Source organism: Jeotgalibacillus malaysiensis (genome assembly GCF_044789845.1).
Classification (GTDB): Bacteria; Bacillota; Bacilli; order Bacillales; family Jeotgalibacillaceae; genus Jeotgalibacillus; species Jeotgalibacillus malaysiensis_A.
The window spans coordinates 782,095-797,999 of the sequence record NZ_CP085252.1; the positions used below are offsets into that span (position 1 = coordinate 782,095).

At 38.5% G+C, this 15,905-nt stretch carries 16 protein-coding genes and 1 riboswitch; of the genes, 13 read left to right on the forward strand and 3 right to left on the reverse strand.

Going from position 1 to position 15,905, the window contains the following annotated elements:
• Nucleotides 1–85 precede the first annotated feature (85 nt).
• From LG330_RS04555 to LG330_RS04585, 7 genes are all read left to right on the forward strand, one after another.
• Nucleotides 86–1,459: a protein kinase domain-containing protein gene (locus tag LG330_RS04555; RefSeq protein WP_404407761.1), complete on the forward strand. Its 1,374-nt coding sequence runs from the start codon at nucleotides 86–88 to the stop codon at nucleotides 1,457–1,459.
• A 33-nt stretch (nucleotides 1,460–1,492) separates the two neighbouring features.
• The gene (locus LG330_RS04560) at nucleotides 1,493–1,675 is read left to right on the forward strand and encodes a hypothetical protein (RefSeq protein WP_404407762.1); all 183 of its coding nucleotides are present in this window, start codon (nucleotides 1,493–1,495) and stop codon (nucleotides 1,673–1,675) included.
• 77 nt (nucleotides 1,676–1,752) lie between these two features.
• Nucleotides 1,753–2,073: a hypothetical protein gene (locus LG330_RS04565; RefSeq protein ID WP_404407764.1), complete on the forward strand. Its 321-nt coding sequence runs from the start codon at nucleotides 1,753–1,755 to the stop codon at nucleotides 2,071–2,073.
• On the forward strand, nucleotides 2,066–2,350 hold the full coding sequence (locus LG330_RS04570) for a holin (protein WP_404407765.1): 285 nt from the start codon (nucleotides 2,066–2,068) through the stop codon (nucleotides 2,348–2,350). Before LG330_RS04565 ends, LG330_RS04570 begins: the two co-directional genes overlap by 8 nt.
• Nucleotides 2,343–3,443: a peptidoglycan-binding protein gene (locus LG330_RS04575; RefSeq protein ID WP_404407767.1), complete on the forward strand. Its 1,101-nt coding sequence runs from the start codon at nucleotides 2,343–2,345 to the stop codon at nucleotides 3,441–3,443. The genes LG330_RS04570 and LG330_RS04575 overlap by 8 nt, the downstream gene beginning before the upstream one ends.
• Before the next feature lie 474 nt (nucleotides 3,444–3,917).
• Nucleotides 3,918–4,247, forward strand: coding sequence for a YolD-like family protein (locus LG330_RS04580; protein ID WP_404407769.1), 330 nt, complete (start codon nucleotides 3,918–3,920; stop codon nucleotides 4,245–4,247).
• 84 nt (nucleotides 4,248–4,331) lie between these two features.
• Nucleotides 4,332–4,811, forward strand: a complete 480-nt coding sequence (locus tag LG330_RS04585; protein WP_404407771.1) for a hypothetical protein — start codon at nucleotides 4,332–4,334, stop codon at nucleotides 4,809–4,811.
• Between the two features lie 330 nt (nucleotides 4,812–5,141).
• On the opposite strand, the gene LG330_RS04590 is transcribed toward LG330_RS04585, so the two are convergent.
• Nucleotides 5,142–5,837, reverse strand: a complete 696-nt coding sequence (locus tag LG330_RS04590) for an EAL domain-containing protein (protein WP_404407773.1) — start codon at nucleotides 5,835–5,837, stop codon at nucleotides 5,142–5,144.
• 424 nt (nucleotides 5,838–6,261) lie between these two features.
• On the opposite strand from LG330_RS04590, the gene LG330_RS04595 reads away from it, so the two are divergent.
• Complete coding sequence (locus tag LG330_RS04595) at nucleotides 6,262–6,630, forward strand: winged helix-turn-helix transcriptional regulator (protein ID WP_404407775.1); 369 nt, start codon at nucleotides 6,262–6,264, stop codon at nucleotides 6,628–6,630.
• Between the two features lie 163 nt (nucleotides 6,631–6,793).
• On the opposite strand, the gene LG330_RS04600 is transcribed toward LG330_RS04595, so the two are convergent.
• Nucleotides 6,794–7,051, reverse strand: coding sequence for a LysE family transporter (locus LG330_RS04600; protein ID WP_404407777.1), 258 nt, complete (start codon nucleotides 7,049–7,051; stop codon nucleotides 6,794–6,796).
• A gap of 333 nt (nucleotides 7,052–7,384) precedes the next feature.
• On the opposite strand from LG330_RS04600, the gene LG330_RS04605 reads away from it, so the two are divergent.
• The gene (locus LG330_RS04605) at nucleotides 7,385–7,936 is read left to right on the forward strand and encodes a DJ-1/PfpI family protein (RefSeq protein ID WP_404407779.1); all 552 of its coding nucleotides are present in this window, start codon (nucleotides 7,385–7,387) and stop codon (nucleotides 7,934–7,936) included.
• Between the two features lie 338 nt (nucleotides 7,937–8,274).
• On the opposite strand, the gene LG330_RS04610 is transcribed toward LG330_RS04605, so the two are convergent.
• A complete protein-coding gene (locus LG330_RS04610) occupies nucleotides 8,275–9,888 on the reverse strand; it encodes a sodium:solute symporter (protein ID WP_404407781.1) in 1,614 nt (537 codons plus the stop codon).
• Between the two features lie 255 nt (nucleotides 9,889–10,143).
• Nucleotides 10,144–10,249, reverse strand: a riboswitch (SAM riboswitch).
• A gap of 715 nt (nucleotides 10,250–10,964) precedes the next feature.
• Here LG330_RS04610 and LG330_RS04615 point away from each other — a divergent pair.
• The 4 genes from LG330_RS04615 to LG330_RS04630 are packed head-to-tail and all read left to right on the forward strand — an operon-like array spanning nucleotide 10,965 to nucleotide 15,896.
• Nucleotides 10,965–11,738 (forward strand): DNA-binding response regulator, encoded by a 774-nt coding sequence (locus LG330_RS04615; protein WP_404407782.1) that lies wholly within the window; start codon nucleotides 10,965–10,967, stop codon nucleotides 11,736–11,738.
• Between the two features lie 19 nt (nucleotides 11,739–11,757).
• Nucleotides 11,758–12,879, forward strand: a complete 1,122-nt coding sequence (locus LG330_RS04620) for an XdhC family protein (protein WP_404407784.1) — start codon at nucleotides 11,758–11,760, stop codon at nucleotides 12,877–12,879.
• Nucleotides 12,876–13,478 carry an NTP transferase domain-containing protein gene (locus LG330_RS04625; protein WP_404407786.1) on the forward strand — a complete coding sequence of 201 codons (603 nt, stop codon included), beginning with the start codon at nucleotides 12,876–12,878 and terminating at the stop codon, nucleotides 13,476–13,478. The genes LG330_RS04620 and LG330_RS04625 overlap by 4 nt, the downstream gene beginning before the upstream one ends.
• Nucleotides 13,479–13,481: 3 nt before the next feature.
• A complete protein-coding gene (locus tag LG330_RS04630) occupies nucleotides 13,482–15,896 on the forward strand; it encodes a xanthine dehydrogenase family protein molybdopterin-binding subunit (RefSeq protein WP_404407787.1) in 2,415 nt (804 codons plus the stop codon).
• The last annotated feature ends 9 nt before the right edge of the window (nucleotides 15,897–15,905 follow it).

Here is a 15,905-nt window from a genome sequence, read left to right on the forward strand (position 1 = left end):
GTGTTTTTAATGTGAAAAAAAGGAGGAGATACCAATCTTTTGTTGAAATAGATGATCATACCAAATTAGAAAGGGAGTTAGTATTATGATCGTTGATTTTCAGCCAGGAGACATTATTGATGAAAGATTAGAAGTGATTGATGATATCGGCGGCGGAGGGTACGGGAAGGTTTTAAAAGTAAGAGATATTAATAATGAAGAAGTCTTTGCGTTAAAGTATTGCACTTCAGAAGATCATGAAGATATTAGAAGGTTTAATAGAGAAATTCGTATTATGGAAGGTATTAAGCATGAAAACGTAATTGAAATTTTGAGTTCAAATGTAGAACATTCACCTCCGTACTTTACTATGCCGATTGCAAATAAATCCTTAAGTAATATGCTTACAGAATTGCAGGGGGATACAGATAGAATTATAGAAATGATGGGGAAAATCTCTACTGGAATTGGTGCAATTCACTCAAGTGGTCATACCCATCGTGATATAAAACCTGATAATATTCTAGTTTTTGAAGATGGACGAGTCGTCGTTTCAGATTTAGGGTTGGCAAAATTTAATGTACGTGAGTCGACAGTATTGACAAGGTCAAATATTTACATGGGGACACAAGGATATATACCTCCTGAGTTTATGCAAAGTGCCGGAACAAAAAATGCAGACCAGCGAGGGGATATATTTCAACTTGGAAAAACATTTTACGAATTACTTTCAGGTTTGAATCCTATCGTTTTAAATCCTCAGTCAGTACCAGTTAACTATTGGTATGTTATTCAAAAAGCGACGCGGGACGACCCTAATGAAAGGTATCAATCTATTGGTCAATTTTATGATGCTATTCTGGATGCTAAAAGAGCAAGCGATCCATCATTAGACATCAATTCACAAATTGAACAATTATTTTCTGTTGCTGATGAAAAATTAAAAAACAATGAATATGATAATGATAACCTACGGAAAATACTGCAATTAATATTTAGTTTGGAAGATGAAGAAGATGTTATTGCGGTATTTAACAAAATTCCAAACAAGCTTTTAACAGTTTACTCAAGCAATTTTATCTCGGAATTTGAGCCTGTTTTAGAGGCTTACTCTAAAGCTCTCGCACTAGAATCTGGTGGATACATGTTCTCTTTTGCTGAGACTGTATCAACTAAAATGGTTGCAGTTTTTAATGCAACTAGTTCACCAAACTTAAAAAAACTTTCAGTAGTTTCTACGCTTATAGTCTCAGTTAAACTAAACCGATATGCAGCTATGGATGACTTTGATTTCATGCTTAGGAAATTAAAATCAGCTAAAGCTGAAGATGCATATGCAGTAGCAAGTGGACTTCGTGATGAAATTTCCCTATACGAATCAGTTTATAGCAGAGTGCCTAAAAAAGAATTGCATCCAGCAATTCAAGTTGTATGGGAAGCGACTGAAAAACTTATTAATGAAAGGCAATACGATTACTAAATGAGAAAATATTTTCAAAGGGGAGTATAGTTAGTGAATTCATTCAAGCTTGTTAAGGGAATTGTGGATGACACAATCTTTATTAAAAACTTTGATTTAAGAAATGGTATACTAACTGGTTCTTATACTAAAGGTGGGGAAGAAGCAGTGTTTAACCTGCATGGAGAAGAGATAGAAAAATTTCTTAACGGCATCACAGTTATGGCAAATAAATAAAGACAGACAAGAGCATCTCAATTGAGGTGCTCTTTTATATTGTACATTTTTAAATCTACTACTTTTAGGGGGCGCTTATGCAATTAGCACAGGAGATCGCAAATTCGCAGGCTGTCTGGGCAGTCTGTTGTATTATTCTTGCCGCAGCTGTCATTCGAGAAATGAGAAAAGAGAATGTTGAGCGAGAAAGACAACTTCAGACTGCAAATGACGTGGCCAGAGCAGAAGCAAACCGACGTGAAGAGCGTTTGCTTAATCATTTAGATAGGTCAAATGAAATACAGCAGGAGACATCCAGAACGCTTCAGTCAATGCAATCCACCTTAGTGACAGTGGAAAATCGTGTAGATCGAATGGAAAAGAAACTATATCGAAAGAAGGTTGATGAAAATGAATGAAGTAAACGAAGTAATGAAAGATGTACTTGCTTTTGGAACTGTGCTATTACTGATTATTCTTGCGTTAGTTGAACTCGCTAAAAGATCATTTACGATTAAAAAGAATTTTGTACCTGCTCTTGCAGTTGTCGTGGGTCTCTTTATCGGATTTGCTGCTATTCCTTTTATTGACCTTGATTTGACATTAAGGTTATGGGCCGGTGGACTGGCAGGACTATCAGCTACGGGGTTGTTTGAGATTTTCAACTTCAGGGACGGGGTGACAAAAGTTGAGTAGAGTATTATTACAAACGCTTATTGACCGTAGTGTGCGTAATATGGGTGCTGTCGTACCTCAAATTCGTACACTTGCTGTTGAATTAATCACAAGATCATACCGTGAAGGAATTAACGTTCAAATCAGCTCAGGCTATCGTTCCAATACTCAACAAGCCTCTATATACGGAATGGGTCGACCAAACTACTGGTGGAATGGAAAACACTATGGCAATTCAGGCAGCATCGTATCAAACGCTCAGCCAGGTCAATCTGTTCATAATTACGGTTTGGCTATTGATTACTTTTTAGTCTCAGATGATGGTTTAAAAGCAATCTGGGTAGTCAACGCACAATGGCGCCGGGTAGCCCAGATTGGAAAAACATTAGGCTTCACATGGGGTGGAGATTGGAAAGGGTTTGTGGATGCACCTCACCTAGAATATACAAAAGGATTGACCTGGGTAGACCTTCAGGCAGGTAAGCGGCCGTCATTCGGAAGTGTACAAGCAGCTGCAGAACGTGATTACCTCGAAAACGGCGATGAAGGTGTTGCAGTAGAAGAAATGCAAAAACTGTTGATTGCTCTTGGTTATAAGATCACAGCTGATGGCATATTTGGACCAGCAAGTGAAACCGCATTGAAAGCTTTTCAGTCGAGTAGAAAACTGTCTGCAGATGGCGTATATGGCCCACAGTCGAAGAAAGCACTGCAGGCAGCCGTTAAACCGCCTGCAGTACCGGGGGCAACAGCACCAACTAAAAATGATCCTAAGGAGGAAACCATTTTGTTCAAACCAAATAGTCCTACATTCAGGAAAGAAACCGTTAAATTATTCGAAGATGCTCACACAGTAGGTATCTTCAGTTCAAGAGAGCATGCTGAGCAGACCGAGAAAGGTGATATTTCTGAGTCAGATGCGATTGGAGCGATCGCTACTATTCTAAATCGCGTTGGTTTTCTCGTAGATCCTGAAGCTAAAGTGTACCCTGCTCATGCAGACGCTCAAGAATGGGCAAAAGAAAAAGGCATTTCAAATGGAACTCGACCGACACTTCCAGTTACGAGACAGCAGGCATGGCAAATGTTTAAAAATTACGATGAATTGAAATAAAAAAATCCCCTGCTTTAGCCGGCAGGGGTTCTATTACTTTCTATACATCTCACGTATTTGAAATTCTTCTCGATCCAATGTGGTACACATACTACACTATCCTCTATGTACTGGCACAGACTAAATATTTCATCAATTGCATTGCCAGGACCAGCCTTCGATTTCTTGATATCCAATACAAATATATAACGGTCAAAACTCTTTTTCTTAACCTTGAAGTACAGTAGAATCTCCTTCTCCTCACTGGTGTGCTCCTTAAAAGACACTCGATAATTACGCAGAATGCTCAGAAGCATCTTTGTTTCCTGCCAATGAGCTGTTGACTTATAAGTATTCAATTCATTCTTCTCCAGTCATTTACTACAATCTTACAATACCTTCATGAATAAAAATAATAAAAATTAACAAATATGAATGGATGATATACAATAAGAACATAAGTTCGTATAATTGTTATTGGAGGAGAATTAATTTATGTATAAGGATGATCCGGAAGTTCAATGTTTTATTGAAAGTTTCCGTGAAAAGTACGGAGATACAACAGGAGTTTTTCATATAAATTATGCTGAACCTGAAAAGCCTGAAATAGAGGACCATATGGCAGAGATAATAATTTTAAATATTCAAGAGGCCATAGAGTTCCAGGTGGTAGTGAAGATCTCTATTTTCAAAAACAAAGAAGAAATAAGTCTTATTGGAACACCGAAAGAAATTAATTATGAAAAAGGCAACATAATTTTGACGAGCGCAGCTGAACAATCGAAAATTTTATTTGATGAAATAACAGGTGTTGATTTTATATAAATGGAGGAGTTGTCAGATAATACTATGAAATTTATGGTATGATTTAACTAATTCAGGGTTCATATTTGAGGTGAAGTAAACTAAATGGAACGAAAAAGTAATATTTTAGCGATATCTATTCTATTTTCAACATGCTTAGCAATTACATTAGCATTCAATATTTACGATAATTCTAAAAAGAAAGAAGAAGAAATATATTATTTACTTTCTGCTGTTCAATTGGTTATAAATAATATTGAGACTGATTTAGAGAAGCAGTACGCTATACTGAATTCAACTGACTTTGAAACAGAAACACAAAATTATAAAGGTTCAGTGCCGGCTATTTTAGATTTATCTAATGCTGCTGCATATATGTTTAAGACAGTAGATGATGTCGAGGACGCAGAGGATTCTTTTATTGAATTAAATAAAGATTTGCATGTACATTATCAGTATTTTACAAATGCTAATGATATAGAAGAAGCAAAAAGAGAAAACGAGAATATAACGATAACTTTAGAAAAAATTAAAGAACTAAGGGATTACCTAGATAGTATTAACAAGATTGACGAACCATATTAACAGAGTAAAACATGAGTATGATCAAAAGTGAAAATCTAGTACTTTGAACTATTTGATGATCGCGTTACTCAATAGCTTTAATGTAGCAAATCTGTAGCTACAAATAATTAACGTGGATTTATGCAGGTTTTCAAAAAACACACATTATATAGAAGAAACTAATAAAAACGGATTCAAATTTACATGTATGAACGCTCATTTACCCTGGTGATATATGGGCGGCATGATGTAAGGTCGTCCCCCAAAAAACGCCAAACCTTTATAAATAAAGGTTTGGCGTTTTTATTTTCCACTCCATTAAAATTTCCTATCTCTAAAACAAACTCCATCCTACTCTAATGGTTTCCCCAATAAAAAACCTTGTCCTATATGGACGCCTAACATTTTGGCTATTGCCAAATCCTTTTCATCTTCTATATCTCCCAGAATCAATTTCATCTTTTTTTGCTGACAAACCTCTAACATCATTTTAACTTCGTTTTGCTTTTTATCTGAATTGAATAGCCCTTTAGAAATGGATTTGTCTAATTTTACGTAGTCTGGTTCTAAATCAATAACAGATTTCAATGATGTCTCTTCTATACCAAGATCCTTAATAGCAATTCCATACCCTTTTTGTTTTAATATGTCTACGATTTGCCTGAATGAACTCAAATCTAATACTTTTTCTGCTTCACTAATTTCAAATATTATTTCTGAGGATCTGGTACAGAACTCATTTAGATCGTCCAGAAATCCAATAAACAAAGGGTTCATTATGGTAGAGGGGTATACATTTACAAACAATCTATTGTTTCTTATCCAATCTGTATTTAAAATATTGTAAATGGAGCAAGTGTCTAATTCATACAACAAATTGTGCTCAATTGCAGATTTGAAAAGCATCTTGGAGTTATCAACAGAATGAAAGCGTAAGAGCGCTTCGAAACCAACCTGTTTCCAATCCTCCATACAAAATAATGGTTGTAAAACATGGTGGAATTTTTTTTCGCTTACAATATTATTTACTTCATCTTTTTTTAACACGATGAAACCTCCTGACAGATGTATAAACTGATATTTCCACACAATTAATACATCTTTTATGATTTTAATTTCCAAAAAGCAAAACTGTATAAATTGAGATTAGTACTGTAATCTCAGGTGTAATTTGATAAAAATAATTGAATTTTGAGGTGCCTATTATGATGAATCTCCTCAATATAAATGATAAATTTTCTATAGCTGCCGATAAAAAACTTATCATTTATATTAAAAAAATTTATCGCATTTTTATCATTAGAGTACAGGAGGTTGGAAATCCCTGTTTTTACAGAAACTTTGTAAAACATTTTACTCAATAGCACGTTTTAAAGTATACTTGGTATGTTCGAACATAAATAGTACGCACCTTTAAAGCATATAGTAATAAAAAGTATACTAATGGATAACATAAGGGGGAGTGAAGTGGATGCCGAATTTGGGGAATAAAACCTTTAACTGTGAAAAAGAATTAACACTTTCAATAATCGGTGGTAAATGGAAAATGTTGATTTTATGGCATTTAGGTAAGGAAGGAACAAAACGATTTGGTGAATTAAAGTCCCTTATACCAGGGATTACCCAGAGAATGCTTGTAAATCAATTACGTGAACTTGAAGATCATTTAATCATACACCGTGAAGTGTACCCTGTCGTTCCACCAAAAGTTGAATACTCATTGACTGAGCATGGTAAAAGTCTTATACCAATTCTGGATGTTATGTATGAGTGGGGTAAAGATTATATTGAGAATGTATTGGATAAGGAAACGGAAGCAGAAGATCCATCAGCTATTTAGTAAAAAAAGCTTTGAACAGTGATTTTAAATATCACTGTTCAAAGCTTTTTTATTTCAGATCACAACTTGCTCTTATTCAGGAAGAAATAATCAGGATACACATATAAAAGGGGGAATGATCGTCCTTGCATTTAACGATCGATTAGCTGGAATTCCTTTCTTTTCAGTGCATACTTTGTAATTCCAGAATAAATTCATACCCAAAGTAAAAGCTAAATCCAATCAATAAAATTCCGGCAATAATAGAAACCCATTTTATAGCTTTTTGATTAAGTAATTGCCTGCTGTAATGCACAATAAAGGATAGAGCAACGTCATGAATTAATATGCCAACGATAATACCACTTGCGACAAATAAAAAAGAATTGAAAGACTGTTTTTGTGTGATCGTTGAAGCAAGTACCGTTCCTAAAATACCCATCCATCCGTATAATCGTCTATTAAGATAGTATACATAAGAATAAAACTTAAGATTGGTATGATGCTTGAAGAGATTTTTTATCCAGCCTTAGAAACATCACTTGAAGTAGTGTCGAGCCATATTTGTGAAGATGACTTAATGACCTTTCGATATTGATGTATAAACTTTTGAGCTTTGAGCAATATAAACTCGTTTAGGTTGTAACATCTAGAGCTACAAATAATTTTTTTGTCGTTGTTAAAGGTCATTATTGTTTATACACAGCTGTTGATTGAAGCGGAAACAGGCAGCCAACTTTAACAGAGCAAAAATCTTACACAGGAGGCTGGTTTCATGAGCAGAAAAATACTCATAGTTTCAGGAGATGCGGTAGAAGCACTGGAGATTTATTATCCCTATTACCGTTGTTTAGAGGAGGGGTATGATGTCACGATTGCTTCTCCTGCAGTGAAGAAGCTGTATACGGTTGTCCATGATTTTATAGAGGGTATGGAGACATTTGTGGAAAAATCTGCTTACGCTCTTCAATCTCATGCCGCATTTACAGATATTAGCCCGGAGGAATTTGATGGCCTCATTATACCAGGAGGTCGCGCACCAGAATATATCCGTATGAATGAAGCCGTGGCCCCTATTATCAGTCACTTTTTCAAGGAAAATAAGCCTGTTGGAGCAATTTGTCACGCGGCTCAGTTACTGAGTGTAATCCCTGAATTGATGGAAGGAAGAGAATATACAGCCTATCCTTCCTGCAGACCTGATGTATTAGCCTGCGGAGCAAAATACATCGACGAACAGGTACACCTTCACCAAAACCTTGTATCGGGTCAAGCATGGCCAGATCTGCCGGGATTTATGAGGGAATTTCTTACTTTGCTGAAATAGGTGCAATTCCAATTGAATGGGTAAATGAATGGCAGCAAGGGGTTTCCTTCTATTATATAGAGGACACCTCTTCTGTATGGGTTTGTGATACCGGTCAAATCAAAAGGATGAATGTTTTTTCAAGCCATCATTTTTGTCAATATACATAGGCTACGGTCGCTAGCCAATACTGCTGACTTTTGCATCCTAGTGATGTAAACTCTCTTATATTAATCTATGAAAAGAAAGGTACTACAAAAAAGCTTAGAGCCAAATAAAATGTTCAAGCTTTTTTGTAGTACATGTTTTAAGGTTTTCTTTACAATATTTGAACGATTTTCATAGGGATCCCTTAATCTTTAAGAAACCACCTGTTCCTGAACAGATCCTTCGGTTACTTTTGGTTTGATAAAAATAATACTTCCGATAAATACAGCTAATACATTAAGGAAGAGGGTCAAACCTATCACACCAGCGGCGTGGAGAGATTCATAGAATAAGCCGTTAATGACAATCAGTGCTACAAGAATTGTCAACACACCGCCTCCTTTTACAGAGCGGTTGTTGATGATCTTCCAATTTCCATAGTTGAAAACAACGGTAAACAATACCATAACGAGAATGTTGACGCTCATTCCTACCCAAACCGGGTGAATGTTCAAGAAGAAATCAGCAGGGTGCCAATTGCTCAGGTGATACCAGGTTAAGCCTGCTGCAAACCCGCCGAATAGCGCTCCGAGGACGGCCCGCTTTGTAACAAGCGGCCAGAATAATGCAGCGACTACAGGTGCAAAAGTGGCAGAGTTTCTCATTGTCCATGCAAGTACGTTCCACCAGGCGGCTTGTTCAGTACGCAGGAAGCCGAAGATAATCATAAGTCCTGTCAACAGCAGCAGCGACCATTTTGTATACTTAACGAGCTGTTCTGGAGAAGCGCCGGGGAAAATGGCGCTTCCGACGTCTTTACCAAGACTGGTTGCCCCTGAGAACTGACAAGGCGCTCCCCATCCGAGAGCACAAGCCCAGATGCCTAAAAAGAACAGGCCAACCAGTGGTGCGGGCAGTACTTCCATTAAATATTGGGGAAGTGCAACCAGTCCCATACTGGCGTCAGGAACGACCGCAGCGGCAGACAAACCAAACAGGATACCTAATAGAATAAAAGGTACACTCATTATTTCTGCTACGAGTAAGCCTTTGCGACCTTCCTCAGGTGTTTTACAAGATAAGGCCATCTGAAAAGCAGCTTGCGCTAAAATTACGTTTACTAAGAAAGTGGCAAACCATACAAGGATCACTTGAAGACCAGCGCCTCCCCAATCAAACATGTTCGGCTGATCGGCGGCAAGTTGCTGCAAGCCGGAGATACCCGGGTTGATAAAGAATGCCACAGTCCCAATTATAAACATGATGGCAAAAATAAACGTGTTCATCGTCTGTGTAAATGCTATAGCCCACATACCCCCTGATTGTAAATAAACAAATAGTAAGAGGGCTGTAAAAGCGATGGATAGGGACAACGAAACGCCAGTAAACACATGAAAGGCAGAAGCAAAAGCAATAGCTGTAGCTACGGACCACATCGGAAAGGCAAACGCCGTAATCACGCCCGATAAAGCTTTAGCACGTCTGCCGAATTGATCACCGATTAATCCTGTAATCGTGACAATTAACTTTTCACGGAATGATTTGATTAATAATAAGGCAATCAGTAAGACTTGTATTGTTTCTGCGATCCCGTACCAAATTGCTGAAATTCCTGTCAGGTAGGAAAGCTCAACGATCGATATGTACGTAGAACCTGAGAAGAGTCCGGTAATACAAAAGGCAACCGTCCACCATCTGAACGTCCTTCCTCCAACAAAATATTGCTCGCCGCGGCTGGCTTTACGTTTCGCTATATTACCGACAATGATGAGGGCGAACGTATATAGTACGGCCAGTGAAATGACCCATAATCCGTATGAACTCATATTTTCTCCTCCTCTTTGAATGTCCAGATTACTTCAATTTCTACGTCTGCATCCATAAGCAGGTTGTAAGCCGGACAGTGTTTTGAACGCATTGAATAAAATCTCCTTTATTTACTTCTTCCTCGGTAAATGTAACGTAATGCTGAATTCTTCTGTGTTTGCTGATCTGCCATTTAATTTTCCCTCCATCCGAAATTAAAAAAACCCTGCTACTTTTCTGTAAGAAAAATAGCAGGGTTGATTTGAACGTCCCGACTCTTATCTTTCAGACAGAAAGTGTCTGCTGGAATGAGCACCTTGTTCTAAAAACAGGTTGCCGCGGGATCACAGGACCAGGTTCCTCCACCGCTCTCGATAAGAAAATTATGAAATTAACGACTATTTTACTTGTATAGCTAACAGTGTGTCAACCGTATTTTAAAATTAACATCATGTTCTGCAGAACCAGCGACCCACGATACCTGGTGAAGAGGTAAGGAGTATTGGAGAAGTCATTGATGGTTATTACCTATATATCAAAAGTGTTGAATAGGAATAGGAGTAAGTACATACTTGCCTGCTTTTGAACCTGCAAAGGAGGAGCCTATTCTTATAAGATCTGAATACCAGTACGTCCAGGCCGATTGGCGAGTTTTGAAGGAATTTAGCTGCTTTCCCACGAACTATATTGGGATGGTACTTACTTGAACGTACTGTAAGAGACAAATGAGGAGCTGATTATCCTTTCCTATGTATTCAATTCATAGCAAGGCATGTATTATCGATGATCAATGAGTTAATTACATCATGAAGAACTCTTATCTTAACGTTTACTCTTATACTGACCCCAGGGATATTTATACCCAAGTTGAACACAAGATGCGGATCTTATATGTAATATTTTGTAAAACAACTGAAAATTAATAAGAATTCTAAGAGTAAAAAGTGATAAATTGAAACATACATGCAAATTTGTGCAATAATATTTAAAATAATTAGAAAATTATAAAAACAATTAAAATCAAATAATAAAAAGCAAAATAATGAAACTGTTCCTTAACGAAGTCTACTAGGATTTAAGAAGAGGGGGAGAAAGCTTGGCTGAATTGCTGATTGTTGATAATGATCAACTAGCTAGACGAGAGATATGTACGATAATAAAAGAAAGCAAATATCACTTCTTATCTATATATGAGTCAAGTACAGTTCAAAGAGGCCTGCTCCTTTTGAAGCAAAGTCAACCAAGTGCCCTTATTATCGATCTTTCATTACCTGATATGGATGGAATTAAATTCGGGAGAACAGCACTTCAATTATATCCCACACTGCCGGTAATTGTCGTCACTCAGCTGAAGATGTTTGAGTTAGCTCAAGATGCGATTAACTCGGGTTTTTCTTCCTATTTATTGAAACCGCTTTCAAAAAATGAATTAATTGAAACATTTGACCGGGTACTGGCTCCAGAGATCAGTTCGGAATTAAATAACGGAACCAATAAACAATCAGGTCAGTTTTTATCAGATATCAAGAATCCAATCGAAAGCACAATCCAGTATATTCAACTGAACTACGGCGAACAGCTGACATTAAAGGGAATAGCCGATCTTGTGTATTTGAGTCCTTCTTACTTCAGCCGTTTATTTAAAGAAGATACTGGAATGACATTTGTTGAATATTTATCATTTGTCAGGGTGCAAAAAGCAAAAGGAATGCTTCGGCTTTCTTCTTTGCCAATTGAAGTGATTGCAAACAATACCGGTTTTGCAAACTCAAGTTATTTTGCCACAGCATTCAAAAAAATTGTAGGAAAAACACCGAGTGAATATCGGGAACAATTTCACTGGAAAGCAAGTGCATCTTTAAAAGCTTAAAGCGGGAGGTGAGTATATCATGATTGCCATTCAAAAGGAAATACAAAAGTGTCTACAAAACGGATCAAATGGTGTAATCGGAACCATTATTTCCACAGAAGGCTCTACCTATCAAAAAACAGGCGCCAAATGCTTCATTCATGAGGATGGAAAAATCACTGGACTTTTAAGCGGCGGATGTGTTGAAGGGGATTTGAAGGAATACGCTTTTCAAATATTAGAATCAGGAATTCCTAAAATCGTAGAGTATGATTTTCAGGATGAGGGTGATCTTGTCTGGGGTCTTGGATTAGGATGCAACGGCAAAATGGATATTTTTCTTGAGCCTTTTCTTCCAAAACGGGGAAACGAAAGAGCCGTCAGTATTAATGCGTATTATAAAGCTGCGTTAACTAAACCTATGCACTGTATAACCATTATTGAGTCTGCTGAACAATCATTAGTCGGAACCAAATGGATGATTGATCCTGACTCGGAAGAATTTCCTGAAATAGAAAATAAGGACATCCTTATTGACTATTTACATCAGCGGGAAACGCTGAAAAATGGTCGAAGCATGATAGGGGAGAAATGTGAACTCCAGGTTTTTTATGAATGTACGACCCCGCCTCCGCAGCTTATGATTTTTGGAGCTGGACCTGATGCCGTTCCAATTGTGCGAATGGCGAAATCTTTAAATTGGCAGGTTACGGTACTGGACTACAGACCGGCATTTGCCACAGAAGAGAATTTTCCAGATGTGGATCGGCTGCTCATTTATCCTGCTGGAACAGCTCCTGAGATTGAGCTTAACAGGAACTCCTATGTCATTTTAATGACGCATAATTTTTTGCAGGATCAGCTCATACTGGAGCAAATTTTTACTAAAGATGCAGCGTACATCGGCCTGCTTGGTCCAAGAAAAAGAACGAATGAATTAATTAAAACGAGTATGGGTCTTAAAATGAATACAGAAATTGATAACATCCACAGTCCAATTGGCTTGGATATAGGCTCAAAGACGCCTGAAGAAATCGCCTTAAGTATAATAGCCGAAATCATGCTCGTGTATCGCGGGGGAACAGGTTCAAAGCTCAGTGACGTGAAATCACACCCTTTAGTCGAAACTAGGAGTGGATGTGAGGTGGTATGGAATACATGAATCCAAAGATTTGGGGGATTGTCCTTGCGGCAGGCTTTTCAAGAAGGATGGGAACCGCTAAAATGCTCCTCCCTTTTAAAGAGAAATCGATCTTTCGGCATGTGATTGATCACGGCTTACATTCACAGTTATACGGAATATCTGCCGTAGTGAATGCTGATATCCCGGAGCTTATAAAGGAAGCTTCAGCTGTCGGAGGCATTCATACTATTCTTAACGATCGTTCTTCTAATGAGATGTCCCAGTCGATGAAAAAAGGGCTGCAATCTGTACCTGAGGATGCGGACGCAGCCATGTTTTTACTCGGAGACCAGCCATTAGTAACAGCAGACGATATTAATATCGTCATAAGAGAGTACTATTCTCAGAAGACCCGGCCTTTGATTGTACAGGCAAGCTATGAAAATCAAAAAGGACATCCGGTGCTTTTCAGTAGATCCTTGTTTCCTCCATTAATGATGGTTACTGGAGATGAGGGTGGAAGATCTGTTATCCAGCAATATCAACAACAGGTTTATTACGCAACGATGCAAAAGAAACTGGCTCCAGATATTGATACAAAAGCAGATTATCAAGCATTGCTTGGGGAGGAGGTCTAGCAAATGGAAAATGTAGTTGGAAAACCAGTTCCACGTGTTGAAGATGCAAGATTATTAATGGGACAAGGAAAATATATAGACGACATCGGAACGCCGCCAAATACTGCACATATTGCGATAGTAAGAAGTGCATACCCGCATGCCAATATACAATCCATCCAGATTGAAAAAGCGCTGGAGGTTCCGGGTGTAAAAGGTATTATTACTGGAAAGGACGTTGTTCAATATTTAAACCCGTTTAGTGTGGGGGTAAGTGCTCCGGTCAAATACTATCCAATTGCGGTTGATAAGGTTCGTTATGTTGGAGAGCCGGTAGCGGTCGTCATTGCAAAAAACCGATACATTGCAGAGGACGCAGCTGAATTAGTGAAGGTGAAATACGAAACGCTTGAAGCGATTGTTGATATCGAGAAATCAATGGACGACGATGCTCCTTTATTACATGAAAACGTAGGATCTAACATTGCCAATCATCGAAGCTTCCATTATGGTGACGCACATTCTGCATTCAAAAACGCAGACCGTATTATTAAGCATAGATTCAATTTTCCTAAGTATTCAGCTACACCTGTTGAAACATATGGAATCATTGCACAGTATGAATCAAGCTCAGATCAATATACAATCAACGCAAATTTTCATGGACCATTTGTGATTCAAGCGGTCATGGCAGGAGCCTTGAAAATTCCCAGCAACCGTTTAAGAATCATTGTGCCAAAGGACATTGGAGGCAGCTACGGAATTAAAGCGGGAACGTTCCCATATATGGTTCTCTGTGCAATCGCAAGCCGCATTGCAGGATGTCCTGTTAAGTGGATTGAAGATCGCCAGGAACATCTATCTGCAAGTTCAAGTGGAACGGACCGTGTCACCTATATCGAAGCGGCAGTTCAAGAGGACGGAAAGGTTTTAGGCCTTAAAATGAAAATGATTGATAATGTCGGTGCCTATATCCGTGCCCCTGAGCCTGCCTGTTTATATCGAACCCATGCGAATACTACAGGCGCCTATGATATCCCTAATCTGATGGTAGATGGATATATCGTCATGACGAATAAATTGCCGACTGGACTGATCAGGGGATACGGAGGTCAGGAGCTTTATTTTCCGCTTGAGCGGATGATGCAAATGATTGCGCTTGAGCTTCAATTAGATCCTGCTGATGTGATCAGAAGGAACTTAATCAAAACAGAAAAATTTCCTTATCAAACAGCCTCTGGAGGGATCTATGACAGCGGTGATTATGAAAAAGGGTTTGAGCTTGCTTTAGCAACAGGAAAATATACAGAATTTCGTGAGAAGCAGGAAAAGGCAAGAAAAGAAGGCAAGATTTTCGGTGTCGGTTTGGCGTGTATTGTTGAACCTTCGGGATCAAATATGGGCTATATTACGATCGCGCTTACGCCTGAAGAAAGGGCAGCCTCGCTGCCAAAGTCAGGCTGTGCAGAAGCGGCCACGATCTCAATGGATCCGATGGGAAATGTTAATGTACGCATAAGTACAACACCATCAGGTCAGGGACATGAAACCGTAGCTGCTCAAATCGTAGCAGATGTTCTGCAAATCCCGGGAGAACAAATTAATGTGGTTGCTGAATTAGATACGGCAACCAGCGCCTGGTCCATTGCATCAGGAAGTTATTCCAGCCGGTTTGCTTCTTTAGGGTCAAGTGCCGTCTATTATGCGGCCCATAGAGTAAAGGAGAAAATTCTTAAAATAGCAGCCCATCACCTGCAAACAAATAAAGATGATCTTGAAATTGAAAGCGCTATAATCCGTTCAAAAAGTAACCCGTCAAAGAAATATTCCGTGAAAAGAGCAGCGGGTTCCGCACATTGGAATCCGTTATCTCTTCCTGATGGAATGCAGCCAGGAATTTATGAAACGTACTACTATACTGCATCCATCGCAGAGCCGCCGGATGAAAATGACTTAATTAATTCGTCCATTACTTACGGTTTTGTTGCTGACATGGTCACAGTTGAAATCGACCCGGAAACGGCTGAGGTAAAGATTCTGGATTATTTCACCATTCACGATGCCGGAAAGCTATTAAATCCATTAATCGTTGATGGGCAAATTTATGGCGGTCTGGTCCATGGGCTTGGTGGAGCTTTGTACGAAGAACTTGCTTACGACGATAAGGGTCAGTTTTTAACAGGGTCATTTATGGATTATTTATGTCCAACCGCGCCTGAAATACCGAACATCACGATTAAGCATATTGAAACACCATCACCAGTTACACCGCTCGGGGCGAAGGGCTTGGGTGAAGGAAATACGATGAGTGCCCCAGTAGCAATAGCTAATGCGGTAAGTGATGCACTGACACCTTATAACATTGTGATTGATTCATTGCCATTAAGCCCGACAAAAATATGGGAATTACTTCAAAGTGCTAAGGTGAAAACTACTTAAAAGAGGTGA

Excerpts from the sequence above, each read along its gene's own strand:
- LG330_RS04565 (WP_404407764.1), top strand. The coding sequence starts at position 1,753 with ATGCAATTAGCACAGGAGATCGCAAATTCGCAGGCTGTCTGGGCAGTC.
- LG330_RS04605 (WP_404407779.1), top strand. The coding sequence starts at position 7,385 with ATGAGCAGAAAAATACTCATAGTTTCAGGAGATGCGGTAGAAGCACTG.
- LG330_RS04620 (WP_404407784.1), top strand. The coding sequence starts at position 11,758 with ATGATTGCCATTCAAAAGGAAATACAAAAGTGTCTACAAAACGGATCA.
- LG330_RS04580 (WP_404407769.1), top strand. The coding sequence starts at position 3,918 with ATGTATAAGGATGATCCGGAAGTTCAATGTTTTATTGAAAGTTTCCGT.
- LG330_RS04625 (WP_404407786.1), top strand. The coding sequence starts at position 12,876 with ATGAATCCAAAGATTTGGGGGATTGTCCTTGCGGCAGGCTTTTCAAGA.
- LG330_RS04630 (WP_404407787.1), top strand. The coding sequence starts at position 13,482 with ATGGAAAATGTAGTTGGAAAACCAGTTCCACGTGTTGAAGATGCAAGA.
- LG330_RS04570 (WP_404407765.1), top strand. The coding sequence starts at position 2,066 with ATGAATGAAGTAAACGAAGTAATGAAAGATGTACTTGCTTTTGGAACT.
- LG330_RS04585 (WP_404407771.1), top strand. The coding sequence starts at position 4,332 with ATGGAACGAAAAAGTAATATTTTAGCGATATCTATTCTATTTTCAACA.
- LG330_RS04600 (WP_404407777.1), bottom strand. The coding sequence starts at position 7,051 with ATGGGTATTTTAGGAACGGTACTTGCTTCAACGATCACACAAAAACAG.
- LG330_RS04555 (WP_404407761.1), top strand. The coding sequence starts at position 86 with ATGATCGTTGATTTTCAGCCAGGAGACATTATTGATGAAAGATTAGAA.
- LG330_RS04595 (WP_404407775.1), top strand. The coding sequence starts at position 6,262 with ATGCCGAATTTGGGGAATAAAACCTTTAACTGTGAAAAAGAATTAACA.
- LG330_RS04610 (WP_404407781.1), bottom strand. The coding sequence starts at position 9,888 with ATGAGTTCATACGGATTATGGGTCATTTCACTGGCCGTACTATATACG.